General features: G+C 72.4%; 20 protein-coding genes. 10 read left to right on the top strand and 10 right to left on the bottom strand.

The window, feature by feature from the left end:
* Nucleotides 1-165 precede the first annotated feature (165 nt).
* From DVK44_RS32615 to DVK44_RS38000, 3 genes are all read left to right on the top strand, one after another.
* The gene (locus DVK44_RS32615) at nt 166-1311 is read left to right on the top strand and encodes a cellulose binding domain-containing protein (RefSeq protein ID WP_114664217.1); all 1146 of its coding nucleotides are present in this window, start codon (nt 166-168) and stop codon (nt 1309-1311) included.
* Between the two features lie 65 nt (nt 1312-1376).
* Nucleotides 1377-2780, top strand: a complete 1404-nt coding sequence (locus tag DVK44_RS32610) for a cellulase family glycosylhydrolase (RefSeq protein ID WP_114664216.1) — start codon at nt 1377-1379, stop codon at nt 2778-2780.
* Between the two features lie 162 nt (nt 2781-2942).
* A complete protein-coding gene (locus tag DVK44_RS38000) occupies nt 2943-3020 on the top strand; it encodes a 50S ribosomal protein bL37 (RefSeq protein ID WP_370443954.1) in 78 nt (25 codons plus the stop codon).
* An 80-nt stretch (nt 3021-3100) separates the two neighbouring features.
* On the opposite strand, the gene DVK44_RS32605 is transcribed toward DVK44_RS38000, so the two are convergent.
* Entirely contained in the window at nt 3101-4045 is a 945-nt protein-coding gene (locus DVK44_RS32605) for an ATP-grasp domain-containing protein (protein ID WP_114664215.1), read from the bottom strand.
* A gap of 90 nt (nt 4046-4135) precedes the next feature.
* On the bottom strand, nt 4136-6610 hold the full coding sequence (locus tag DVK44_RS32600) for a beta-glucosidase H (protein WP_114664214.1): 2475 nt from the start codon (nt 6608-6610) through the stop codon (nt 4136-4138).
* Nucleotides 6611-6782: 172 nt separating this feature from the next.
* Between DVK44_RS32600 and DVK44_RS32595 the strand changes: the two genes are divergently transcribed.
* The gene (locus DVK44_RS32595) at nt 6783-7412 is read left to right on the top strand and encodes a TetR/AcrR family transcriptional regulator (RefSeq protein ID WP_114664213.1); all 630 of its coding nucleotides are present in this window, start codon (nt 6783-6785) and stop codon (nt 7410-7412) included.
* A gap of 53 nt (nt 7413-7465) precedes the next feature.
* Here the strand turns inward: DVK44_RS32595 and DVK44_RS32590 are convergent, their stop codons facing one another.
* Entirely contained in the window at nt 7466-8056 is a 591-nt protein-coding gene (locus DVK44_RS32590) for a MarR family winged helix-turn-helix transcriptional regulator (RefSeq protein ID WP_114664212.1), read from the bottom strand.
* 168 nt (nt 8057-8224) lie between these two features.
* On the opposite strand from DVK44_RS32590, the gene DVK44_RS32585 reads away from it, so the two are divergent.
* The 5 genes from DVK44_RS32585 (at nt 8225) to DVK44_RS32560 (ending at nt 14201) form a co-directional block, all read left to right on the top strand.
* Nucleotides 8225-9274, top strand: a complete 1050-nt coding sequence (locus tag DVK44_RS32585; protein ID WP_114664211.1) for a zinc-dependent alcohol dehydrogenase — start codon at nt 8225-8227, stop codon at nt 9272-9274.
* Between the two features lie 195 nt (nt 9275-9469).
* Nucleotides 9470-10867 carry a sensor histidine kinase gene (locus DVK44_RS32575; protein WP_228447465.1) on the top strand — a complete coding sequence of 466 codons (1398 nt, stop codon included), beginning with the start codon at nt 9470-9472 and terminating at the stop codon, nt 10865-10867.
* Between the two features lie 141 nt (nt 10868-11008).
* Nucleotides 11009-12493, top strand: coding sequence for an MFS transporter (locus DVK44_RS32570; protein WP_114664210.1), 1485 nt, complete (start codon nt 11009-11011; stop codon nt 12491-12493).
* Nucleotides 12494-12629: 136 nt separating this feature from the next.
* Nucleotides 12630-13037: a YciI family protein gene (locus DVK44_RS32565; protein WP_114664209.1), complete on the top strand. Its 408-nt coding sequence runs from the start codon at nt 12630-12632 to the stop codon at nt 13035-13037.
* Nucleotides 13038-13052: 15 nt separating this feature from the next.
* Nucleotides 13053-14201, top strand: a complete 1149-nt coding sequence (locus tag DVK44_RS32560) for an RNA polymerase sigma factor (RefSeq protein WP_114664208.1) — start codon at nt 13053-13055, stop codon at nt 14199-14201.
* Nucleotides 14202-14237: 36 nt separating this feature from the next.
* On the opposite strand, the gene DVK44_RS32555 is transcribed toward DVK44_RS32560, so the two are convergent.
* Genes DVK44_RS32555 through DVK44_RS32530 form a run of 6 tightly spaced genes read right to left on the bottom strand, consistent with a single transcriptional unit; the run spans nt 14238 to nt 21904 of the window.
* Nucleotides 14238-14729: a carboxymuconolactone decarboxylase family protein gene (locus DVK44_RS32555; RefSeq protein WP_114664207.1), complete on the bottom strand. Its 492-nt coding sequence runs from the start codon at nt 14727-14729 to the stop codon at nt 14238-14240.
* Nucleotides 14730-14745: 16 nt separating this feature from the next.
* Complete coding sequence (locus DVK44_RS32550; protein ID WP_114664206.1) at nt 14746-15924, bottom strand: FAD-dependent monooxygenase; 1179 nt, start codon at nt 15922-15924, stop codon at nt 14746-14748.
* Nucleotide 15925: 1 nt separating this feature from the next.
* Entirely contained in the window at nt 15926-17563 is a 1638-nt protein-coding gene (locus DVK44_RS32545; protein WP_114665587.1) for a class I adenylate-forming enzyme family protein, read from the bottom strand.
* 14 nt (nt 17564-17577) lie between these two features.
* Nucleotides 17578-19080, bottom strand: coding sequence for an AMP-binding protein (locus DVK44_RS32540; protein ID WP_114664205.1), 1503 nt, complete (start codon nt 19078-19080; stop codon nt 17578-17580).
* Nucleotides 19077-21269, bottom strand: a complete 2193-nt coding sequence (pabB, locus tag DVK44_RS32535; protein WP_114664204.1) for an aminodeoxychorismate synthase component I — start codon at nt 21267-21269, stop codon at nt 19077-19079. The genes DVK44_RS32540 and pabB overlap by 4 nt, the downstream gene beginning before the upstream one ends.
* A gap of 23 nt (nt 21270-21292) precedes the next feature.
* Nucleotides 21293-21904, bottom strand: a complete 612-nt coding sequence (locus DVK44_RS32530; RefSeq protein WP_114664203.1) for a hypothetical protein — start codon at nt 21902-21904, stop codon at nt 21293-21295.
* Nucleotides 21905-22084: 180 nt separating this feature from the next.
* On the opposite strand from DVK44_RS32530, the gene DVK44_RS32525 reads away from it, so the two are divergent.
* Nucleotides 22085-22936 carry a DUF3050 domain-containing protein gene (locus DVK44_RS32525; RefSeq protein WP_331461642.1) on the top strand — a complete coding sequence of 284 codons (852 nt, stop codon included), beginning with the start codon at nt 22085-22087 and terminating at the stop codon, nt 22934-22936.
* A 125-nt stretch (nt 22937-23061) separates the two neighbouring features.
* Here the strand turns inward: DVK44_RS32525 and DVK44_RS32520 are convergent, their stop codons facing one another.
* Entirely contained in the window at nt 23062-24099 is a 1038-nt protein-coding gene (locus tag DVK44_RS32520; RefSeq protein ID WP_114664202.1) for a zinc-dependent alcohol dehydrogenase, read from the bottom strand.
* Nucleotides 24100-24104 lie beyond the last annotated feature (5 nt).

The following is a 24104-nucleotide window of genomic DNA, read 5'->3' as shown; positions in this document are numbered from 1 at the left end:
GGATGTCGGCCGTCCCGGCGGCCGACATCCGTCACCACCCTTGACGTGCCTTCGACAACAGTGGGTTGATGTGGCCAGGCCGCGCACACGGACCGTTCTCGCCCAGAAGTGGGAGCGCTCCCACTTCTTCTCGAACCTCCGCATACACGAGAAGGGACCTTGGATATGCGGAACGACCCCTCACCCCGCACGACCTCGTACCCGACCGCGCACACCCCCACGCGATCACCGGGCAGCACCGCGCTGCGGGCGGTCCTGGCCGTCCTCGCGCTCACCGCGCTCACCCTCGGCGCGCTTGTAGCGCACCCCGGCGGCACCGCCTCGGCGGCGGCCGACCCCGTACGGATCATGCCGCTGGGCGACTCGATCACCGGCTCGCCGGGCTGCTGGCGGGCCGTGCTCAAGAACCGTCTCCTGAACGCCGGTTACACCTCGGCCGACTTCGTCGGCACGCTCGGCCCGCAGGGCTGCGCGCAGGGCAGCGACGGCAACAACGAAGGCCACGGCGGGTATCTCGCCACCAATGTCGCCGCGCAGAACCTGCTGCCGGGCTGGCTGTCCGCCACGCGACCCGACATCGTTGTCATGCACTTCGGCACGAATGATGTGTGGAGCAACATCGCCCCGGACCGGATCCTCGCCGCCTTCGACACACTGGTCGACCAGATGCGGGCGAGCAATCCGGACATGAAGATCCTGGTCGCCCAGATCATCCCGATGAATCCGAGCAGCTGCGGCGAGTGCGCCCAGCGCGTGGTGGCGTTCAACGCCCGGATCCCCGCCTGGGCGGCGGGCCGCAGCACCGCCCGGTCGCCGGTGACCGCCGTCGACCAGTGGACCGGGTTCAGCACGGCCGCCGACACCTACGACGGTGTCCACCCCAACAGCGCGGGCGACGACAAGATCGCGGGCCGATGGTTCCCCGCGCTCACCCCGCTGCTGACCCCCGGCACCTCGACCCCGACACCCACCCCGACGCCGACCCCGACGGCCCCGGGCACCACCGGCTGCGCCGCGTCGCTCCGTACCGTCTCGTCCTGGCAGGGCGGCTACCAGGCGGAGGTGACCGTCAGCAACAACGGCACGGCGCCACTGAACGGCTGGACGGTACGGCTCACCGTACCGACGGGTGAGGCGATCACCCAGATCTGGAACGGCACCCTCACCACCGGCCAGGGCACCGCGAGCGTCGCCGACGCGTCCTGGAACGGCCCGCTCGCCGCCGGGGCCAGCACCGCCTTCGGCTTCATCGCGTCCCGGACCGCCTCCGGGAATCCGGCGACCACCGTCGCGGGCTGCACCGCCCGCTGAGACCCCTCGTCCGTTCTCCCGCTCACACCGACATCCCGGAACAACGACGTCCCAGGAGACCCCCCATGAGCGTCGCACCACCCCACACCACCGCCCGGCCCCGAAGGGGGCGACTCCCCCTGCTCGGCCTGCTCCTCCCCCTGCTCGCCCTGGCCGGCCTGCTCGCCGTCTCGCTGCCCGCCCCGGCCGCGCAGGCGCGGGAGGCCGCCGCCACCGGTCTGCGGGTCAGCAACGGCAGACTGCTGGAGGCGAACGGCAACGAGTTCGTCATGCGCGGCGTCAACCACGCCCACACCTGGTACACCGGCCGGACCACGGCCGCCCTCAGCGACATCAAGGCGCTCGGCGCCAACACCGTGCGCGTGGTGCTGAGCACCGGCGACCAGTGGACGCGCAACGACACCGCGGATGTGGCGAACATCGTCGCGCAGTGCAAGCAGAACAAGCTGATCTGTGTGCTGGAGGCACATGACACCACCGGCTACGGCGAGCAGAGCGCCGCGGTCACCCTCTCCCGCGCGGCGGACTACTGGATCAGCGTCCAGTCCGCGCTGACCGGCCAGGAGAGCTATGTCATCGTCAACATCGGCAACGAGCCCTACGGCAACACCAATTACGCGGGCTGGACGGCCGACACCAAGGCGGCCATCGTCAAGCTGCGCAACGCCGGGTTCGGCCACACCCTGATGGTCGACGCGCCCAACTGGGGCCAGGACTGGTCCTTCACCATGCGGGACAACGCCGCGTCCGTCTTCGCCGCCGACCCGGACCGCAACACCATGTTCTCCATCCACATGTACGGCGTCTTCAACACGGCGGCGAAGGTCAGCGCGTATCTCAACACCTTCGTCAACGCCGGACTGCCCATCCTGGTCGGCGAGTTCGGGGACATGCACTCGGACGGCGACCCGGACGAGGACGCCATCATGGCCACCACGCAGTCCCTGCGCCTCGGCTATCTCGGCTGGTCGTGGAGCGGCAACAGCGGCGGTGTGGAGTACCTCGACATGGCGACCGGCTTCAACCCGAACGCGCTCAGCTCCTGGGGACAGCGCATCTTCAAGGGCGCCAACGGCATCGGCAGCACCTCCCAGCAGGCCACGGTGTACGGAACGTCCGGCGGCGGCGGTGGGGGCGGCGGGACGACCTCCGCCTGCTCGGTCGCCTACACCGTCAGCGGGCAGTGGAGCGGCGGCTTCCAGGGCGAGATCGCGATCCGCAACACCGGGACGGCCGCGGTCAACGGCTGGACGCTGGCCTGGGCCTTCCCGAACGGCCAGCGGATCACCAACATGTGGGGGGCCACCGCGACCCAGAGCGGCTCCTCGGTCAGCGCCGCCGCGGCCTCGTACACGGCGGTCATCGCCCCGGGGGCCACCGTCTCCGTCGGCTTCACCGCGTCATGGACGAGCGCCAACAACCGGCCGTCCGCGTTCACCCTCAACTCCACGCCCTGCACGGTCGTCTGAACGCGTTCCGTCCGGCGCGCCGCCGCAACGCGGAAGCGGGCGAATTGCCGCGCCGGGCGGGGCGGAACGGGTAGTTTGGTCGGCCGGACGCCGAGGCCGCGGCACTCGGGGTCCGGTGCGACACCGCACGGAACGGGACAGCGCAACCGGAAAGGAGACGGCATGTCATCGAAGCGACGCCGTAAGAAGAAGGCACGTCGGAAGAACGGCGCCAACCACGGCAGCCGCCCCCAGTCCTGAACTCGGGATACGACAGGGCCCCTTCCCCGGCGGGAAGGGGCCTCCGTCGTCTTTGCTCGGCGGCTCGGCGGCTCAGGGGCTCAGGGGGAGACGTCCTCCATGGGTTTCCACGCGGCCAGGCCGCGCTCGACGCAGTCAGTGACGGCCGGCGCCACCGCCGTCATCTCCGGGCGCCATCCCGGCACGGAGTTGACCTCGCAGACGGTGTAGCCGTCCGGGGACGTGAACAGCAGATCCACGCCCGCGACCGTGAGTCCCACCGCGCGGGCCGCCCGGACCGCCAGGGCCTCCGCGTGCGGATGGTCGCCCAGGCACCGCGCGGCGGAGCCGCCCTGGGCGATGTTCGAGGCGAGGCCGCCGTCCCGGGAGGTACGGACCGCCGCGGCCACGGTCTCGCCGTCGACCACGATCAGCCGCAGGTCCCGGCCGTGCGAGTGCGCCACATACTCCTGGAAGAGATACGGCGTCTCCTGCGCGAGGGCACCCGACACCTCCTGGAGCAGCCGGACATCGGGGGCCAGGAAGACCTGTCTGCCCTTGTGGCCGCCGACGGACTTCACCACGCACGGCGCGTCGAGACCGGGGGTACGGACGACACCGGCCAGCGGGGCGGTCGCGTACGAGAGAGTGTCGGGCACCGGCAGCCCGGCCAGGGCCAGTTCCTGGAGCTGCCACATCTTGTTCCGGCAGATCAGCTGGCCCGCCAGCGGGTTGATCAGGGTGGCCCCCATGCGCTCCAGCTGGCGCAGCAGGGTCACCTCGCGGTCGTGCCGCATCGAGCCGGGGATCTGCCGTACGCACACCACCTTCGGGGCGGGCACGTCCAGCCCGGCGAGGGTGCGCAGGACCGGCCGCCCGTCCCGGACGCCGAACACGAACTCGTCGGTGTGCCAGACCGCGAACCGGTCTCCGAAGCGCGCGGTGAACGCGTCGGCCAGCTCACGGGTCGAGCCCTGGAGCGGAACGGGGTGCTCCCGCACCAGCATCCACACCTCGGCCGGTGCCAACAGCTCCGCGCGTGCCATACGCACCCTTTTCCCACCTCGGCGTCAGGACCGGGGAGCAGCCTATCCCCGGACCGGCGGCGGCCACCGCCGGTCCGGAGGACAGGTCCGTCAGCCGCCGACGCGCAGCGAGATCGAGATCCGGGGGTCGGTGAGCGAGTGCGACGCGGCGAGGTGGTAGACACCGGGGACGGTGCTCCAGTCGCCGGCGGTCTCGTCCCAGATCTGGAAGGCGCGCTCCGGCAGCTCCAGGGTGACATCGACCGTCTCGCCGGGCCCGGCCTCGGCCGAGCCGAACGCGGCCAGCCAGCGCGCCGGGCGCTCCGGGGCCTCGGGCGTCCCCGGCGTCCCGGCCGTCTCCGGGGCCTCGGGGCTCACGTACAGCTGGACGACCTCGCGGCCGGGCCGGGAACCGGTGTTGCGGAGGCGGACCTTGGCGGTGCGGCCGGTCAGTTCGATGGTCTTGTACGACCAGGTGGTGTAGCCGAGGCCGTGGCCGAAGGGGTACGCGGGGACGGTGCCGGCGCGCTCCCAGGCGCGGTAGCCGATCAGCACGCCCTCGTCGTAGCGGAGGACCCCGTCGTCCGGCACGACCTGGGTGACCGGGACGTCGGCCAGGGCCACCGGCCAGGTGGTGGGGAGCCGGCCGCCCGGTTCGGCGGCGCCGAGCAGCACATCGGCGAGCGCGGCGCCGGCCTCCTGGCCCGGGAACCAGCCGAGCAGCACCGCCGCGACGTCCTCACGCCAGGGCAGCTCCACCGGGGAGCCGGAGTTGACGATGACGACGGTACGGGGGTTGACGGCGGCGACGCGGGCGACGAGTTCGTCCTGCCGGCCGGGGAGGGCCAGCGAGGTGCGGTCGAAGCCCTCGCTCTCGACGCGGTCGGTGGTGGCCACCACGACGATCGCGGTGCCGGCGGCAGCGGCGGCGGCCACCGCCTCCTCGATCATCTCGTCGGCGTCGCGCTCGGGAGCGCGGTGCGCGAGGGAGAAGCCGATCGACTGGATCGGCGCGTCCGCGGGCTTCGTGGCGATGTGGAAGAGGCTGACCTCGACGCTCCGGCCGGCGGTGAGGTCGACCTGTCCGCGCGGGACCGGCTCGCCGAAGAACGCCTCGAACGGGTCGTCCTTCGTGGCGCTCGCCACTCCGTCGAAGAGCACCCGGCCGTCGACGGCCAGCTTGAAGCCGCCGAGGCCCTTGGTGCCGAAGGTGTGCGGGCCGCTCTCGCGCGGGGTGAAGGTGCCGGTCACCTCCACGCTGTGCAGGGCCTCGTAGGTGACGCCGTCGGGGAGGTCGCTGCCGAACCACTGGATCTGGCCGCTGGGCAGCGGACCGGAGCCCAGGATCTCGCCGGCCGCGTCCCGTACGACGGCCCGCAGGGTGAAGCCCGCGCCCGCGGCGGCGAGTTCGTCGGTGGGGTCGGCGCCGGTGGCGTAGGTGAGGGTCGCCCCGGCGGGCAGGGCGGCGGTGAGGCCCTCCAGCGGGGAGACGACATGGGCGGGGAAGACCTGGGCCGAGCCGCCGCCGAGGACGCGGGCCTCGCGGGCGGCGGCGCCGATCAGGGCGATGGTGGCGTCCGCGCCGGGGGCGAGCGGCAGGGTGCCGTTCTCGTTGCGGACGAGGACGAAGGAGCGGCGGGCGATCTCGCGGGCGAGCGCCGGGCCGTCGGTGTGCGCGGGGAGTTCGGTGACGGCGGGCGGGGTGCCGTCGAGGATGCCGACGCGGGCGGCCAGCCGCAGGACGTTGCGTACGGCGCCGTCGACGACCGCCTCCGCCACCTCTCCGCTCCGTACGGCCGCGGCGAGGGCCTCGCCGTAGACCGTACGGGGGCCGGGCATGGCCACGTCGAGGCCGCCGTTGACGGCGGCGGCGGTGGAGCGGGTGGCCATCCAGTCGGAGACGATGTAGCCGTCGAAGCCCCACTCGCCGCGCAGCACCTCGTTCTGGAGGTAGCGGTGTTCGGTCATGGTGGAGCCGTTGACCTGGTTGTAGGCGGCCATGATGCCCCAGGGGTGGGCGTTCTTGACGATGGCTTCGAAGGGGGCGAGGTACAGCTCGCGCAGGGGGCGGGGGGCGACGATGTTGTCGACGGTGAAGCGGTCGGTCTCGGCGTCGTTGGCGACGAAGTGCTTGACGGTCGTGCCGACGCCGCCGTCCTGGACGCCCAGCACGTATCCCGTGCCGATCTCGCCCGTGAGGTACGGGTCCTCGCTGTACGCCTCGAAGTGCCGCCCGCCCAGCGGCGACCGGTGCAGATTCACCGTCGGAGCCAGCAGCACATGCACACCCTTGCGGCGCGCCTCCTGCGCCAGCAGCCGCCCCGCCCGCCGCGCCAGCCCCGGATCCCAGCTCGCCGCCAGCGCGGTCGGCGACGGCAGCGCGACCGAGGGATCATCCGCCGTCCAGCGCACCCCCCGGACCCCCACCGGACCGTCCGACATCACCAGCGAACCGAGCCCGATCCCCGGAAACGCCGGCAGCGACCACATGTCCTGCCCGGCCAGCAGCCGCGCCTTGTCGTCCAGATCGAGCTTGCCGAGCGCGGTCTCGACGGCGTCCTCGACAGTCTTGGCGTAGTCGGTCATGAGGAGTTCACTCCTTGTGGGTCGTGGTGGCGCGTGGTGGGTCGTTGAGCCGGGCGGCAGTCGGAAGTGGTGTCTGCATAGTGACCCCGCGGACCTCATTTCCGGTAGGTGTCGTTATACATTCGTAATTCTTACGTCACGAGAGGCTCCTCCGGCGCGTTAGGCTCACGCCATGGCAGGCAACTCCCCGGGACGACAGGGCGGCCGGGCACTCCGGGCCTCGAACCGGCGCGCGGAGATCATCCAGGCCGCTCTGGAGATCATCTCCGAGCGCGGCTACCGGGGTACGTCGATCGCGGCCGTGGCCGAGCGGGCGGGGCTGACCCAGCAGGGTCTGCTGCACCACTTCCCCGGCAAGGAGGCGCTGATGGTCGCGGTCCTGGAGGCCCGCGACGAATGGGACATGGCCTCCGCCGCGACCAAGGGCGAGCCCTGGCCGCTGGAGACCCTGGCGCGGCTGGTGGAGTACAACGCGGACCGGCCCGGTGTCGTACAGACCTTCACGGTGCTGGCCGGTGACAGTGTCACCGAGGACCATCCGGCCCGGGAGTTCTTCGAGCACCGCTACGCGCAGGTCCGTGCGTCACTGGTCGAGGTGCTGCGCAGGGAGTACGGCGACCGGCTGCCGGGCGGGCTCACCCCCGAGCGCGCCGCTCCCCTGCTCGTCGCGGTGATGGACGGGCTCCAGCTCCAGTGGCTGCTGGACCCGGGAGCGGTCGACATGCCCACGGCGTTCCGGGACTTCCTGGCGCTGCTCGGCCCGGAGTCCGGCGATCCGGCAGCGGACACCTCGGACGCCTGACGGTCCTGGGGCCCAACTCCCCTACGGGAGAGGTCTGTTGATCCGCCGGCCCGTCACCGCCGCGGCGGTTGGCCCGGAGGCGTCCGGGGGGACGGCACCGTGCCGGAGCCGTCGAGCCCCTCGCGGATGGCCGCGTCCTCGGCGACGACATCGCGCAGCGCGGCGTTCGGGGCGGCGTGCGCGACGAAGTCGTCGACCAGCCGGTCGAACAGCCCGGCGATCCGCCGCAGATCCTCGGGCGACCAGTCCGACAGCGCCACCTCGATGCCCCGGCGGCCCACCGCGCGGATCCGGTCGATCGCGTCCCGGCCTGCGTCGGTGAGGCGGACCCGCCGGGCGCGCCGGTCGTCCGGGTCGGGCACCCGGACGACATAGCCGCCGGCCTCCAACTGCCGCAGCTGGCGGGTGATGTGGGACGCCTCCACGGAGAGCCGGGCCGCCAGCTCCCCCGGGCGCAGCGGCTCGCTGTCGGCGACGTGGCGCAGGAGTGCCACGGCGGCCCGGTCGAGCGACAGCCCGGCCTCGGCCGCGAGTTGCCCGTGCTGCCGGACACCGCCGGCCAGATAGGCGATACGGGTGAGAAGCCGTTCGACCTCGATCACATCAGCGGAGACGGGGTCCGCGCCGGGGGACTGTGGGGACATGCCGCCACCCTAACCGATAGTTGCGTAACTTAAGCAACGCATAAGAAGCTTGCTTGACTCAAGTAACTCATTTATGCTTGCCTAACTCAAGCAACTGGGTCCCGGTCCGGGTGCGCACCCGGCCGGTTTTCCTGTTTTTTCCGTACCTCCGAGGAGAAGAGAGCCCCCATGGCCACGATGAAGTCCGTCCAGACCGGCACCGCGCCGAACACCGTCGACGTGGTGGAGATCGAGCGGCCCGTCCCCGGCCCCCGGGATGTGGTGGTACGGGTCCGCGCCTGCGGCATCTGTGGCACCGATGTGAGCTTCCTGCACATGGGCGGCGCCCCCTTCGGCCCCGGCGGGTCGATGATCCCGCTGCCCCTCGGGCACGAGCCGGCCGGTGAGATCGTCGAGGCGGGCGCCGAGGTCACCGGGCTGAAGGCCGGGGACCGTGTGGTCGTCAACCCGCAGGGCGTGCCCTCCGGCATCATCGGCTGCGGCGGCGAGCTGGGCGGGATGCGCGAGTATCTGCTCATCGAGGGCGCCGCCGTGGGCAAGAACGTCGCGGTCTTCCCCGACACCGTCCCCTTCGACGTCGCCGCGCTCAACGAGCCCATGGCCGTCGCCCGTCACTGCGTCAACCGCTCCGGGGCGCGCCCCGCCGACAAGGTCGTCGTCTTCGGCGCCGGGCCGATCGGGCTGGGCGCCGCCATCTGGCTGAAGCTGCGCGGAGTCGAGCATGTGACCGTCGCCGACGTCATCCCCGAGCGGCTGGAGACGGCCCTCGCCATCGGCGCGGACGCCGTCATCAACTCCGCCACCGAGGACGTCACCGCCCGCCTCACCGAGCTGCACGGCGAGGCCGTCAACGCCCTCGGCCAGCCCAGGGCCGGCACCGACATCTACATCGACGCCGCCGGCGCGCCCGCCGTCTTCGACGCGACCGTGGCGTCCGCCAAGTGGGGGGCGAAGATGGTGATGGTCGCCGTCCAGAAGAAGTCCGCCGCCATCGATCTCGGCGGCATGCTCCGCAGCGAGCTGACCCTCATCGCCTCCCAGGGCTACCCCACGGAGATCTTCGAGGTCACCCCGGAGATCGTCGAGCACCAGGAGCGGTTCGCCCGGCTCATCAGCCACCGCGTCCCGTTCTCCGAGGTCGGGCGCGCCTTCGACCTCACCCTCACGCCGGGAGCGGCGGAGAAGGTCGTCGTCACCTTCGACGGCCCGGCGGCGTAACACCGACGGCCTCCGGGTTCCCGCCGACCGGGACCGGTCGGCGGGAACCGGCGCGCCGCCCGGCTCCGGTACGGCGCCCCGCCGCCCGGCCTCAGCCGCCCCCGTACGTACCGGCCATGCCCACGGCGGCACCTCTCCGGCCGCGGCACCAGCACCGGCGCCGCCCGGACAGGACGCCGGACAGGACCCGACCTCATGATCGACAGCTTGCGGCGGCGTCTGCGCGGCCATCCCCGTACCGTCGACGCGGCCTTGGCCCTGGCGCTCTTCGCCTGTTCCTTCCCCGGCAGCATGATCACCCTGCCGGGCCGCTCCCCCGGACCCCCGTGGTGGCCCGGGGTGCTGCCAGGCCCTGTCCGGCAAATCCCGCCTGGCTCACGACGCCTGGCACGCACGCTCGCCGCGTTGTCGGGCCCGTCCAAGTACGTCCAGTACGAGGACGACCCTCCGCCTTGCGATCGCACGCACCAGACGCCGCGAGCCCCGCCCTACGGGCGGACGGCGCTATTTGCCGGACAGGGCCTGGCGGGGGTCTCCTGCGCCACCCTGCTGTGGCGCCGCGACCGGCCCCGTACCACGGTGGCGGTGGCCGCGGTCTGCGCCGTCGCCATCACCGCGCTCGGCTATGTCGTCACCGTCCTGCTGCTGGGAGCGCTCCTGGTGGCGCTCTACTCGCTGGCCGGGCGGACCGGCCGCGGGACCGCGAACCTCTGCACCGCCGTCGTCATCGCGCTGCTGGCGGGTACGGCGCTGCTCGCGGGCCCCGCCGGGGAACCGCTGGTCCTCAAGCTGGTCGGCCCGGCGGCCTGGCTGCTGCTGCCGACCTCCCTGGGCACCGTGGGCCGGATCCACGCGGCCTATCTGGACGCGGTACGGGCCAGGGCCGAGCACGCGGAACGCACCCGGGAGGAGGAGACCCGGCGCCGGGTCACCGAGGAGCGCATGCGGATCGCGCGCGAACTGCACGATGTCGTCGCCCACCATCTCGTCCTCGCCCACATCCAGGCGGGCGCCGCCGCGCGGTCGCTGCGTACCCGGCCCGGCGAGGCCGAGCGGATCGTCGGCGAACTCGCCGACAGCACCTCCTCGGCCATCCGCGAACTCAAGGCCGTCGTCGGCCTGTTGCGCCACACGGACGATCCGGAGCGGTCCCCGGAGCCGGCCCCCGGGCTGGACCGGCTGCCCGGCCTGGCCGCCTCGTTCCGCGGCGCGGGACTCGCCGTCACCGTCGTCGTCGAGGGGCCCCCGGCGCCGCTGACCCCCGGCGCGGATCTCACGGCGTACCGCATCGTGCAGGAGGCGCTGACCAATGTCACCAAGCACGCCGCCACCGGCGCCGCCGAGGTGCGGCTCGCCTACACGCGGGACCTGCTGGAGATCACCGTCTCCGACGACGGAGGTACGGCGTCCCCCTCCCCCGGCTCGTCCCCCTCCCCCGGCTCGCCCTCCGCCCCCGGCGCCCCGCCGCCGGGCGACGGTTTCGGGCTCCTCGGTATGCGCGAGCGCGCCCTCTCGGCCGGCGGCCGGCTCCACGCGGGCCGCCGGCCCGGGGGCGGCTTCGAAGTCGTCGCCGAACTGCCGCTGCGCCGATGACGGCCGCCGAGCGGACTACCCGGTCCCACGCCCCCCACCAGCATCATTTGCTTAACTCAATCAAGCGTATTATGTTGCGTGAGTCAAGCAATCCGTTTCATCCCTGTTCCCCCCTGCTCACCCCCTGACGGAGGCAGTCCCATGTCCGAAGCCCCTGCCCGGGCCACCGAGGCCCGAGGTTCCACCCCGCCGAGGCCGAACGCCGTGGTGGCGGTTCTGGCCTTCGCGGGCATCGTGGTCTCGCTGATGCAGACCCTGGTCATCCCGATCGTCCCCGAGCTGCCCCGGCTGCTGGACGCCTCGCCGTCCAACGCCATCTGGGCGGTCACCGCCACCCTGCTCGCCGCCGCCGTGGCCACCCCGGTGGCCGGACGCCTCGGCGACATGTTCGGCAAGCGCCGGCTGCTGCTGGTCAGCCTCGGTCTGCTGGTGGCCGGGTCGGTCGTCGCCGCGCTGAGCGACTCCCTGATCCCGATGATCGCCGGACGGGTCATGCAGGGCCTGGCCGCCGCCGTCGTACCGCTGGGCATCAGCATCATGCGCGACGAGCTGCCCGCCGAGCGCCTCACCGGGTCGACCGCGCTGATGAGCGCGTCCCTGGGCGTCGGTGGCGCGCTCGGACTGCCGTCGGCCGCGCTGATCGCCGACAACTTCGACTGGCACGTCCTGTTCTGGACCTCGGCCGCCCTCGGCGCCGTCGCCATCGCGCTCGTCCTGGCGTTCGTGCCCGAGTCGAAGGTGCGCACCGGCGGACGCTTCGACCTGGTCGGCTCCCTCGGTATGGCCGTGGGACTGGTGTCCCTGCTGCTGGCCGTCTCGAAGGGCGGCGACTGGGGCTGGACCAGCGGTACGGTCCTCGGCCTGCTGGCCACCGCGGTCGTCGTCCTGCTGGCCTGGGGCGCGTACGAGCTGCGCACCGCCCAGCCCCTGGTGGACCTGCGCACCACGGCCCGCCGCCAGGTGCTCTTCACCAACCTCGCCTCGGTGGCGTTCGGCTTCTCGATGTTCGCGATGTCCCTGGTCCTGCCGCAGCTGCTCCAGCTGCCCTCGGCCACCGGCTACGGGCTGGGCAAGTCGATGCTCGCCGTCGGTCTGGTGATGGCGCCGCAGGGCCTGGTGATGATGGCCATGGCGCCGCTGTCCGCCGCCATCTCCAGGGCCCGGGGGCCCAAGATCACCCTGATGGCCGGTGCCCTCATCGTCGCCGCGGGCTACGGCCTGAACATGCTGCTGATGTCCGAGGTCTGGCACCTGGTGCTGGTGTCCTGCGTCATCGGCGCCGGTGTCGGCTTCGCGTACGGGGCCATGCCCGCGCTGATCATGGGCGCCGTGCCGGCGTCCGAGACGGCCGCGGCGAACAGTCTGAACACCCTGATGCGCTCCATCGGCACCTCGGTCGCCAGCGCGGTCGCGGGCGTCGTCCTGGCGCAGATGACCACCACCTTCGGCACCAGCGTCCTGCCCTCCGAGAACGGCTTCCGGACGGTCATGGCCATCGGCGCCGGCGCGGCCCTCCTCGCCTTCGGCCTCGCCGTCTTCCTCCCCCGCCACCGCCCCGCGCACGCCGCGGCCTCCGCCACCGCCGACGAGGCCGAGCCCGCGCGGGCCGTCACCGCGAAGCCGTGAGAGAAGAGCCGTAAGAGGAGAGCCGTAAAAAGAAGTCGTAAAAAAATCGGGTGGCGATGTCGAGAACCCGCGTCCCGCTCCGTCCCCGGAGTGAACGCGGCCACAATGGGCCGCACCCGCACCGAGGAGAACGACCATGGCCAAGTACCTGCTGCTGAAGCACTACCGCGGCGCCCCGGCGGCGGTCAACGACGTACCGATGGACCGGTGGAGCCCGGAGGAGATCACCGCCCACATGGGGTACATGAACGACTTCGCGGCCCGGCTGGAGAAGACGGGCGAGTTCGTCGAGGGGCAGGCGCTCGCGCCCGAGGGCGCGTGGGTCCGCTACGACGGCGAGGGGCGTCCGCCGGTCACCGACGGGCCGTTCGCGGAGACCAAGGACCTCATCGCCGGCTGGATGATCATCGACGTCGACAGCTACGAACGCGCCGTCGAGCTGGCCGGGGAGCTGTCGGCCGCCCCCGGGGCGGGCGGCAGGCCGATCCACGAGTGGCTGGAGGTACGCCCGTTCCTCACCGCGCCGCCCACCATCACGGAGTGACCTGTGACGTCACCGATGGACGAGACCCTGCTCAGGAGCCTCACACCGGGCGTGCTCGCCGTCCTCGTCCGCCGCGGAGCCGATTTCGCGGCGGCCGAGGACGCGGTGCAGGACGCGCTGGTCGAGGCGCTGCGGGTCTGGCCGGCCGACCCGCCGCGGGATCCCCGGGGCTGGCTGACCACCGTGGCCTGGCGCAAGTTCCTCGACACGACGCGCGCCGCCGCCTCCCGGCGCCGGCGGGAGTACCGCGTCGAGGAGGAGCCGGCGCCCGGTCCGGCGCCCGCGGTGGACGACACGCTCCAGCTCTACTTCCTCTGCGCCCACCCGTCGCTGACCCCGGCGTCGGCGGTCGCGCTCACGCTGCGCGCCGTGGGCGGGCTGACCACCCGCCAGATCGCCGCGGCCTATCTGGTGCCCGAGGCCACCATGGCGCAGCGGATCAGCCGGGCCAAACGCACCGTCTCGGGCGTACGGTTCGACCGGCCCGGCGAGGTCGCCACCGTGCTGCGCGTCCTCTACCTCGTCTTCAACGAGGGGTACTCCGGCGATGTCGACCTCGCCGCCGAGGCGATCCGGCTCACCCGGCGGCTCGCGGCCCGTATCGACCACCCGGAGGTGGCCGGGCTGCTCGCCCTCATGCTGCTCCACCACGCCCGGCGGGCCGCCAGGACCGCGGCCGACGGCAGTCTGGTGCCGCTCACCGAGCAGGACCGCGGCCGGTGGGACACCACGCTGATCGCCGAGGGCGTCGGGATCCTCCAGGCGGCCCTGGCCCGTGACCGGCTGGGCGAGTTCCAGGCCCAGGCCGCCATCGCGGCGCTGCACGCCGACGCGCCCACGGCCGGGGAGACCGACTGGCCGCAGATCGTCGAGTGGTACGACGAACTCGCGCGGCTGACCGACGACAGCCCGGTCGTCCGGCTCAACCGCGCGGTCGCCGTCGGGGAGGCCGACGGGCCGCGCGCCGGTCTGGCGGCGCTCGCGGCGCTGGACGCCTCGCTGCCCCGCCACACCGCGGTCGCGGCGTATCTGCACGAGCGCGACGGCGACCTGGCGACGGCGGCGCGGCTGTACGCCGAGGCGGCCCACCGGGCCCCCAATCTCGCCGAGCGCGACCATCTGACGCGCCGGGCCGCCCGGCTCAACGCCCGCCGGGACCGCTGACCGTGCCCAGACAGGGAGTTCGGCCCGGCGGGGCGCTCAGCTCTCTCTCGGGGCCGGCTGGTACGCCCCCGGCACCATACGGGTCGCGATCGCGATCCGGTTGTACGCGTTGATGACGGTGGCCGCCCAGATCACCGCGGCGAGCTGTGCCTCGTCGAAGACCTCCGCGGCCCGCGCGTAGACCTCGTCGGGGACCCGGCCGTCGTGGACGAGGGTGACCGCCTCGGTCAGCGCGAGGGCGGCGCGCTCCCGTTCGGTGAAGAAGGGCGTCTCCTGCCAGGCGTTCAGCGCGTGGACACGCTGCTCGCTCTCGCCCTGGGCACGGGCGTCCTTCGTGTGCATGTCGAGGCAGAACGCGCAGCCGTTGATCTGCGAGGCGCGGATCCTGATGAGTTCCAGCAGCTCCGGTTCCACCTTGGCGTCCCGCGCGGCGGAGACGGCGGCGCCGTGCAGCGCGCCCATCGCGCCGGACACCTCGGGGGTTGTCTTCTTGAGCGCCACACGCGGCGTGCTGTCGTTCTTGATCATGGTCGGACTCTCTCTTTCAGTAGGTGCGGCCGGCGCTCGCGGGTGAGCCGGTGCGCGGCCCGTAGGGCGCGTGCTCCAGCCAGGCGCCGCACCGCGGCAGTACGGGTGCGAGCGCGGCGGCGGCCCGTTGTCTGGCCCGGACGATCCGGCGCCGGGGCCGCAGATGGTCCAGGGCCGTGCCGGCCGCCGCGCTGTTGAACAGGGCCGCCGCCCGGCGGGCGGCGGCGAACTCCGCGACGGCCTCCTCGGTGCCCGCGGCGACGGCCGCCGCCGCTGCCGCCGCGTCCGCGATACCGCTGTTCATGCCGCGGGCGCCGAAGGGCGGGAAGAGATGGGCGGCCTCGCCGACGAGCAGCACCCGGTGGCGGGGGTCGGTGAACGAGGCCGCCACCTTGCGCAGGAAGCGGTACGTCGACACCCAGAGGACGCGCTCGGCGTATCTCTCCCCCACGATCCCCGGCAGCCACCGGCGCGCCGCCTCCTCGCTCCCGTAGGACTCCTCCGGATCGTCCTCCCGGCACTGGAGATCCACCTGGAAGCCCCCGGTGAAGGGCACCCGCATCACCGTGCGTCCGCCGGCCCCGGGGTGTTCGTAGTGGAAGACCCGCTCCAGCGGGAGTTCGGCCCCCGGGATGTCGGCGATGTCCGCGACCACGTGGAATCCGTCCGCGTGGCTGCCCTCCATGGGGATGTCCAGCAGGCGCCGGACCGCCGAGCGGGCGCCGTCGGCGGCGATGACATGGCTGCCCGTCCAGCCGCGCCCGTCCTCGCCGGTGAGGGCGACGCCGGTGGGGGTGACCCGTACATCGGTCACCCGGGCGTCCCAGACGATGTCCACCCCGGCGTCCTCGCAGGCGGCGAGGAGGAACCGTTCGGTGTCGACCTGGCGCAGGCTGGTGAAGGGCGGCGGGCCCTCGGGCGCCGGGAAGGTACGGGCGTACACCTCGCGGCCCCGGTAGAGCGTGCGCCGGGTGTGCCAGGTGCTGCCGTACGAGGTGATCGTGCCGGCCAGTCCCGGCCGCATCCCGTCGAGCAGCGCCAGACTCTCCCGGTGGACGAACAGGGCGCGGCTGCCCGGCCGTTGGCGGCCCTGGGGATCCGCCTCCAGAAGGGTGACCGGCAGTCCGTGCGCCCGCAGGCCGAGCGCCGCCGACAGGCCCACGGGGCCGGCGCCCACCACGACGACATGCGCCATGTCAGCCGCCACTGCCGGGCCGGACGGCGGTGGCGACGGCGCCGGCCGGGGTGGCGCTCTCGGTGAGCATGCGGGTGATCTCCACCCGCTTGACCTTCCAGGTGGCGGTCATCGGCAGTTCGTCGAACCGCCACTGCCGGGGCTCCGCCATCGGCGGCAGATCGGCGGTGGCCTCCCGCCAGCGCCCCGGGTCCAGGGGCTGTTCGCCCCGGACACACACCACCGGCACGGGCTCGTGGTCGGCGCCGCGGACGATGACGACCTCGCGCAGTTCGTCGAGCCGGGACATCAGTGTGTCCTCGATCTCCAGATTGCTGTGCACGGAGTCGATCCGGTCAATCTCACGGTCGATCAGATACAGCGCGCCCCACCGGCTCCGATATCCCATGTCGCCCATCTGCCACCATTCGCCGTCGAGTTGGCGGTCGTAGGTGTCGCGGGCGCCGAGGTACGTCAGGATCCGGCCCCGGGTGCGGGCCTCGATCCGGCCCGGTGTCCCGGGCTCGGCGCGCCGGCCGTCGTCGCCCGCGATCCGTATCCGGGTGAAGCCGGGGATCGGGATCCCGACGCGGCGGCCGTCGGCGCGCGCGGCGCCGCGCCGGGTGTACCACTGGAACGCGACCGGGCCCGTCTCGCTCTGTCCGTACAGCTGCATCAGCCAGGGGGAGCGCCGCCGCGAGGCCCCGAGCAGCCGTTGCACGGTGCGCGGGTGGATGGCGTCGAAGGTGGAGCCGTACGAGCGGACGCGGGACAGCGGCGCGCCGGGCGCGTCCGCCAGCTCCTCCCACAGGACGAAGGTGTTGGGGTGGGTCTCGACGATGCCGGGGCGGTGCCGGGCGAGCAGGGGGCCGGCCGCGGCGGGTTCCGGGTCGGTGAGGAGCAGCAGCGGGCTGCCGAAGTGCAGCAGTACGCCGAGCAGATGGTAGAAGCGGGAGTGGGCGAAGGACATGTGCAGCGCGGCGTTCTCGCCCCGGGTGGGCCAGCCCATGGCCTTCTGCGGGACGAGCCGGTTCCACATGGTGGCGGCGCAGTGCACGGCGAGCTTGGGGACGCCCGTGGTGCCCGAGCTGTGGGTGATCAGCGCGGGTTCGCGGGGGTGCAGCCGGACCGCCGCGTGGGGCGCGGCTCCGGCGTACTTGTCCAGCGGTACGGCGCCGGGTCCGTCGTCCACGGTGAGGGTCCGCCGTACGGGCGCGGCGCCGCCGGCGTCCGCGAGCGGGCCGGTCAGCTTGGCGCGGTCGGTGATCAGCCAGGGGTCGTGCAGGCGGGCCAGCAGCTGGCCGACGACGGGGCCGTCGAGGCCCGGGGAGAGGAGTACGGGGACGGCGCCGATCCGGGAGACCGCGCAGGCCAGCAGGGCGATGTCGGCGTTGTCCGTCTTGTGGACGGCGACCTGCTCGGACGGCCGGACGCCGGCCTCCCACAGCCGGCCGGACAGCTCCTCGACCAGGCCGGCCAGCACCGGATAGCTGAGGTCGAGCCCGAGTCCGGGGCTGATGTCGAGCGGACGGTCCAGGGTGACCGGGACGGCTCCGTGCCGGGCGGCCGCCTGCTCGAAGAGGGGACCCAGGTAGAAACCACGATCGGAGAGCATGGGCTGCGGCTGTCGCACGGGCCTGTTCCTTTCTGCGGTGTTCATGGTCGCGGCCACCGTCACCACGCGCCGTGGCGGGCGAGGTGGCGGCGGAGTTTTCCGGTGGGGGTGCGGGGCAGCGACGCCACGACGTGGACGGCTCTGGGCACCTTGAAGGCGGCCAGGGCGCCGCGGGCGAGCGTGATGAGTTCGGCCTCCAGGCCCGGTGGGGCCGTGGTGGCGGTGACGACGTACGCGCGCAGTCCGGTGGCGCCGCGCTCGTCGGGCACGGCGACGACGACGGCTTCCCGTACCGCCGGATGGGTGCGCAGTACGGCCTCCACCTCCAGGGGCGAGACGGTGATGCCGCCGACCATCTCCATGTCGTCGGCCCGGCCCAGATGGCGGTAGGTGCCGTCCGGTTCGCGCCGGGCCAGGTCCCGGGTGGCGAGCCAGCCGTCCACGAGGGTGCGCGCCGTCTCCTCGGGACGGTTCAGATAGCCGCTGGTCACCGTCGGTCCGCGGAGCCAGAGTTCGCCCTCGGCGCCGTCCGGTACGGGGCGCCCCGCGCGGTCGCGCAGCTCCACTTCGAAGCCGGGGACGGGGCGGCCGACGGTGCCCGGGGTGTTGTGGGCGGGGCTGTTGGCGCAGAAGGCGTGCCCGGCCTCGGTGGAGCCGATCTGTTCCAGCACGGGGGCGCCGAGCAGTTCGGTGACGCGCTCGCCGAGTTCGGCGGGCATCGCCTCGCCGGCCGAGACGGCCGCCCGTACGGAGGCGAAGCATCTTCCGTGTCCGGACGCGCGGTCGGTGACGAGCGCGGCGTACGCGGAGGGTACGGAGTACAGCAGGGTGACCCGGTGGCGGGCGACGAGTTCGTCGACGGCGGCGGGGTTCGGCCGGTGGTCCACCAGGACGGCGGAGGAGCCGGAGAAGAGCGGGAAGACGAAGGCGTTGCCGAAGCCGTAGGCGTAGAACAGCTTGGAGACCGAGAGGGTGACGTCGTCCTCGGTGATCCGCAGCAGCCGGTCGCCGATGAGTGTGTGATAAGTCTCCGGGTCGCCGTGGCCGTGCACCACTCCCTTGGGCGGGCCGGTGGTGCCGGAGGTGTACTGGATGTAGAGGGGCGTGCGGGGTCCTGCCGGGTGCGCGTCGGTGGCGGGCGGCGCGTCCGGGGTGAGGGCGACGAGCTGGTCGCCGCCCAGCCGGGCGCGTCCGGCGAACCGCTCGGCCGGGCCAGGTCCGGTCACACAGAGCGCGGCGTCGGCGTCCTTGGCCATGAAGTCGATCTCGTCCGGGGGCAGTTCCGGATTGACCAGCACCGCGACCGCGCCGAGCCGGGCGACGGCGAGAAAGGCCGTCACCCAGGCGAGGGAGTCGGGCAGGGCGAGCAGGACCCGGTCGCCGGGGCGCACTCCGTGGCCGGCCAGGACGCTCGCGGCGCGGGCCGCGAGGCCGTGCACCTCGCCGTGGGTCCAGGTGCGGTGGTCCTGGTGGAAGGCGGGGCGGGACGTCCAGCCGCGGTGTTCGGCCAGCGCGGCGAGCCGGGCCGCCAGGTTCCCGGCGGCGGTGGGCGGGGGCGTCACCGGACCGGCTCCTGTACGGGCGCGGGCCCGGCGGCCAGGACGTCGTGGTGGGCGCGCATCTGGGCGGCGGTCTTCAGGAGCATCTCGTCGTACTCGGCGACGGGGTCCGAGCCGAGCACGATGGCGCCGCCGGCGCCCAGGTGGGTCTGTCCGCCGGTGAGGACGGCGGTGCGGATCACGATGTTGAGGTCGGCGCCGCCGCCGCAGCCGAGGTAGCCGAGGGAGCCGGAGTACACCCCGCGGGCCTCGGTCTCCAGGGAGTCGATGATCTCCATGGTGCGGAGCTTCGGCGCTCCGGTCATCGAGCCGCCGGGGAAGCAGGCGCGGACGCAGTCCACCGCGTCCGTGCCGGCGCGGAGCCGGCCTTCGACGGTGGAGACCAGCTGGTGCACGGTGGCGTAGGTTTCGGTGGTCATCAGGCCGGTCACCCGTACGGTGCCGGTCTCGCTGACCCGGCCCAGGTCGTTGCGGAGGAGGTCGACGATCATCAGGTTCTCGGCGCGGGTCTTGGGGTCCGCGGCGAGCGAGTCGCGGAGCCGGGCGTCCTCCTCGGGCCGGCTGTCGCGGGGCGCGGTGCCCTTGATGGGCCGGGCCTCGGCGAGCCCGTCCCGGGTGATCCGGAGGAACCGTTCGGGGGACGAGCCGGCCACGTCCAGCTCGCCGAACCTCAGGAAGGCCCCGTACGGCGCGGGGTTGAGCCGGCGGAGTACCCGGTAGAAGGCGTAGGAATCGTCGGGCGCGGGCAGCCGGGCGGCGTTGGTCAGACAGATCTCGTAGCTCGTGCCGGCGTTCAGCTCACGGTGGCATGCCTCGATGTCGGCGAGATAGGCCGTACGGTCCCGGACCAGCCAGGGTTCGGCGGCGCCGGGGTCCGGTGCGGACGGCGGCGGGGGCGCGGCGGGTTCGGCCGCCGCCACGAAGCTCAGCTGGGCGAGGGTGCTGTCGAGCCAGTCGGTGGCGGCGCGGGTGCCTCGGGGGGTGTTCTCGGCGAGGCAGACGGCGTAGGTGTGGCCGTCGCGGTGGTCCACGGCGATCAGCCGGTCGGCGAAGAGCCAGCAGGCGTCCGGGGTGGTGGCCCGGTGCCGGTTCGGGGAGCCGCAGTCGGCCTTCAGCTCGTAGCCGAAGTAGCCGACATAGCCGCCGGTGAAGTCGAAGGGCAGCTCGCCGGGGTCGACATGACGGGCCGTCAGCTGCTGCTTGAGGTAGTCGAAGACGCTCGTCCGGACGGTGCGCGGGGGCCGTCCTTCGCGTTCGATCTCGCAGACGCCGGTCTCGACGTCGTACCGGACGAACTCGGCCAGCGGGCCGCTGCCGTCGCCGAGGAAGGAGAAGCGCGACCGTCCCTCCTCGACCTGGGAGCTGTCCAGCCAGAACGCCTTCGGGGCGTCGGCGTACAGCCGGGTGAAGGCGGCCTCGGTGTCGACGGCGGTGGCGATCCGGCGGGTGTGCAGCCGGTAGCCGGCCGCGGGGGCCGGGCGCCGGGGGCCGGGGAGGACCGCCGCCGTCAGGGGGGCGGACGCGGTCGCCCGCGCGGTCACCGGCGCGGCCTCGGACCCGGTCCGCGCGGTGGGGGAACCTCCCTCGCGGGTACGGGGATTCGCGGGGCGGGGCCGGGTCTCGGTGAGGTTCCGGAAGTTCAGGAGCAGCCGGTGGCCGAACTCCGTGAGGATGGACTCCGGGTGGAACTGCACGCCCCACAGCGGCCGGGTGCGGTGCCGCAGTCCCATCAGCACACCGTCCTCGGCCCAGGCCGTGGCCTGGAGGCTCGCGGGCAGCGGCTCGCGCACGGACAGCGAGTGGTAGCGGACGGCGGTGAAGTCCTGCGGCAGTCCGCGGAACAGGTCCTCGCCGTTGTGCCGGATCCGGGAGAGATGTCCGTGCCGGGGTCGGGGCGCGGGCGCCACCCGGGCGCGCTCCCCCGCCGCGATGCCCTGGTGGCCGAGGCAGACGCCCAGGACGGGAAGGGGCGACCGGGCCAGCAGGATCGCGCTGATCCCGAAGTCACGGGGCTTTCCGGGGTGTCCGGGTCCCGGTGACACCACCACATTGTCGAAGTCGCGGAGATCCGGGACCTCGCCGGCCGGGGTGTCATTGAGGACGACCACCGGCTCCTCGCCGTTGACCTCGGCGATCAGCTGGAACAGGTTGTACGTGTACGAGTCGTAGTTGTCGACGAGCAGGGTTTTCACCCGCTCACCTCCCTATTTCGTTCTCAGCCTGGCGCAGCCCGTCGTTTATGACGGCCACGGAGGGCCTGCAACGGCGGGTACAGCCATTTCTTGAAGAATCGCTGAAGTCGCGGCATGAGGATCCACGTGACAATGGCCGTGACCGCCAGGCACAACAGCAGAGTGCGGACCAGCGGGTTAAGGCTGCCGAGATACGGAAGCACGGAGAGATTGAACAGGAGCACCGGCGGGAAGACCGCACTCATATTCACGAACCATAGCTTCCATTTCGGCGGCGGACTGGGTGCCGACACGGTCGGGGACTGCGAATCGAACCACATCTTCGAATCCCGCACCGATCTTCGGCCGGTCTCGTGGGCAAACCTCACCCCCCGGTCCGACCAGCGCGCCAGCTCTTCCGACTCCTCCCAGATCCGGGCCGACGCCTCACTTCCGAAGCGGTATATCACATGCGACTCCATCTCTCCGCCGACCAGTACGCCGCCGCCCAGAAAGCCCGACTGCCGCGCACTCGCACCCAGCACACCCCACGCCCAGGAGTGAAAAGCCGCCTCACTGCCCGGCACCACCTGATAGGCGATGGTGACGGTTACAGAATTGCTGGTCACGCCCCTTATTACGGGAAGAGGGACCATTCTGTTCAACTCTCAACGGATTTTTTTCGGCCACCCGACACATGGCTTCTTATCAACCTTTGTCCGTTTACAAGAAGTTTGTCGCAGAAAATGGACTGCCATCTTCCGCAAATTCCGAGAATCGCTTGCCGGGCACTCGGGGAAGCGGCAACATCGGCCCCGGCGGCAACTTCGGGGGCAATGCGAACTGCCGCGTCAGCCGGATCCGGGGCCGGATCCGAAAGAGCAAGAAGGAGACCCATGTCCAGGTATGACTGGGGTATTGCCCACGAGGGAATCGACAGGACACGAGCCGCGATCGAGCCGGCACGGAAAGAAGTCACCACGCATCCGATTTACCGGCGGATGAACACGCGGGAAGACCTGGCGGCCTTCATGGAGCACCATGTCTTCGCCGTGTGGGACTTCATGTCGCTGCTGAAGTCCCTCCAGCGGGAGCTGACCTGTGTGGAGGTCCCGTGGGTGCCGCGGGGCTCGGCGGTCGCCCGGCGGCTGATCAACGACATCGTGCTGGTGGAGGAGAGCGACGAGCTGGGCTCCGGCTTCACCAGCCACTTCGAGCTGTACCGCGCCGGGATGGCCGAGGCCGGCGCCGACACCACCCGGCTGGACACCTTCCTGGCCCTGCTGGTGGAGGGCCACGAGGTCACCGCCGCGCTGCGCGTCGCCCAGGTCCCCCGCCCGGCGGCCGAGTTCGTCACCACCACCTTCGGGTTCATCACCGAAGGACCGCTCCACTCCCGCGCGGCGGCCTTCGCCTTCGCCCGGGAGGACCTCATCCCGGACATGTTCGACCAGGTGATCAAGAGGGAGGGCGCCGACCGGTTCCCCCTCTTCCGCGACTATCTCGCGCGCCATATCGAGGTGGACGGCGAGGAACACACTCCCATGGCCATGGCGATGGTCGCCGATCTCTGCGGCGACGACGACACCCGCTGGCAGGAGGCCGCGGAGACGGCGAATTTGGCTCTTCGGGCCAGGTCCCGGTTCTGGGACGCGATCGTGGCGGCCATCGACGACCCGGGCCGGTAGGAGACCGCCGGCCGGCCCGGCACACGCCCGGAGGACACAACACCTGGAGCACAACACCCGGGACACAACACCTGAGCCACCGTCGGCGGGACGGTGGCTCAGGGTCCGGACGGTGCCGGGGGGGCTCAGGACGGGTCGACGGTGACGAGCACCTTGACATGCCGGGGATCGTCGGACGCGTGGAAGGCGTCGGCGGCGTCCTCGATGTCGTACGTCGCCGTGACGATGTCGGTCAGCGCGAACGTACCGTCGCGCAGCAGCTCGATGGCGCGGTCGACGTCCTGACGGGTGTACATGAGATTGCCCATGATGGTGAGTTCGCGGTCCTGCACCAGATCGAGATCGATCGAGGTGGGGCCGCTGGGCACACCGACGGTCATCAGCAGACCGCCCTTGTCCAGGACGTTGATCGCCAGCCGTACGGTCGACTCCCGGGACACGCAGTCGAACACGACGTCCGCCCTGCCGTCCAGCGCCGTGACGGTGTGGTCGGCGGCGCCGGGGTCCGCCGGGTCGAGGACGGAGTCGGCGCCGAGCCGCAGCGCGAGATCCCGCTTGCTGTCGAGGAGGTCGGCGACGGCGATGTGCGCGGCCCCGGCCGCGCGCGCGGCGAGGAGGACGAACAGGCCGATGGGACCGGCGCCGATCACCACGACCCGCCGGCCGGTGAGGTCACCGGCCCGGCGGACGGCGTGCACCGGGGTGGCCGCCGGTTCGACCAGGGCGGCCCGCAGGTCGTCGAGGTCGTCGGGGAGGGGCACGGCCCGGTCGGCGGCGATGGTGAAGTAGTCGGTCATACCGCCGGGGGTCTGGCAGCCGAAGACATCGAGGGTGGCGCAGATGTTGTATCGGCCCTGGGCGCACTGCGCGCAGCTGCCGCAGGCGAGGTTGGGCTCGATGACGACCCGGCCGCCGGTGAGCGCGGGGTCCACCCCGGGGCCCGCCGCGGCGACGACTCCGACCACCTCGTGGCCGGGGCGCATGGGCAGGCTGACGAAGGGGTGACGGCCGTGGACGGCGTGCATGTCGGAGCCGCAGATGCCCACGACGGTGGAGCGGACGAGGACCTGGCCGGGCCCGGGTTCGGGGCGCGGGATCCGCTCGATCCGGATGTCGTCGGCGGAGTTGACGACGACCTGACGGTTGGTGGCGGGGGTGCTCATGGGGG

Source organism: Streptomyces paludis (genome assembly GCF_003344965.1).
Lineage (GTDB): Bacteria > Actinomycetota > Actinomycetes > Streptomycetales > Streptomycetaceae > Streptomyces > Streptomyces paludis.
This window is presented reverse-complemented; position numbering and strand designations above follow the sequence as displayed.